The sequence below is a fragment of the Oleiphilus sp. HI0117 genome (assembly GCF_001635235.1).
On record NZ_LWGA01000290.1, the window covers coordinates 1 to 1,146 of the forward strand.

Consider the following 1,146-nt stretch of genomic DNA (forward strand, 5'->3'; position numbering starts at 1 on the left):
TGCCACTTCGTCATCGGTAATTGGCTAGTCACTATGGTCGATTTACTGTTGTGGCGATCTTCCATAATTTCGAGTAGATCATTTTTTTGAGGCTGTGTTAAAGCCTCCAAGCCCCAGTCATCGATAATTAGAACATCAGCCTTGGCTATTTGGTTTAAGAGTCTTAGGTAGCTACCATCGCCGTGTGAGATGGTCAGCTGCTCGAACAACCGCGAGGCTCTGAAGTATCGTACTTGATAACCGTGCAGACAGGCATGATGTCCTAATGCACAAGCAAGATAGGTTTTTCCGCAGCCTGTTGGTCCCGTCATTACCAGATTTTGCCCTTTGCTTATCCAGGTATTGCTTTGCAAGCCCGCGACTGTACTTTGCTTTAAGCCACGTGGGTGGCTGTAGTCGATATCTTCCATTCTAGCGGTGACCTTGAAGCGAGCAGCCTTGAGCAATCGTTGTAAGCGTTTGTCGTGCCGGTAAGTCACTTCTTGTTGTACTGCTAGGTTAATTCGTTCGGCGAAGCTAAGCTCTTCATAGGTATTGGGTTGATTAAACTGCATCTCTAGTGCTTCGGCTAAACCGGTTAACTTGAGCTGTCGAAGTTGCTGTAAGCTTTGTGTTTCTAACATGTTTTTTCCTATTGGTTTTGGGGTGGGTTTTTAGTGGTAGTAATCAGCGCCGCGCACGTTACGATGAGTCTCTGTTTGAGGTGATGGCGAAGTCTGAGGTGATAATGGAAGTGGCAGTTGATCCATATTGCTTTCTAATATGGACTTAATATTTGCCAGTCGTCGGGCATTGATATGCTGAGCCCGTAAGCAAGCGGCTTCTAATCTTTCTGGTGTGTATTGTTTTGCCAGATTCAGTAAACCCAAGCAGACTCGATAAGCTTGTTCGGGTACCTTCTTTTGTTCGAGTAGGTTTAGTACGATGGATTGCGTTGCAGGCCCGATTCGAGCGCCCCAAGAGATCAGTCTCTCCGGCGTCCAGGCTTGGTGCTTTCGATGGGGCTCAGGCATGTGGTGAGCATTGGTGGTAAAACCCCCTTGGCGCAAGCTCCTAGCATGTCGTGCAACCTGTTTTCCTTTGAAGAAAATAGCAACGCTATCTTGGCTTGCTTGGGCTTCTACTTGAGACTTCACCAGATGATGA

The 1,146-nt window shown here is 47.2% G+C and carries 1 protein-coding gene and 1 pseudogene; both read right to left on the minus strand.

The genetic code is table 11. The features are described 5' to 3' along the window. Nucleotides 1-623: IS21-like element helper ATPase IstB (istB, locus tag A3757_RS03675; RefSeq protein ID WP_068739186.1), on the minus strand; the 623-nt coding region annotated here is incomplete at its 3' end. A 30-nt stretch (nucleotides 624-653) separates the two neighbouring features. Continuing rightward, nucleotides 654-1,146, minus strand: a pseudogene (locus A3757_RS26235) (IS21 family transposase); the annotation flags it as partial.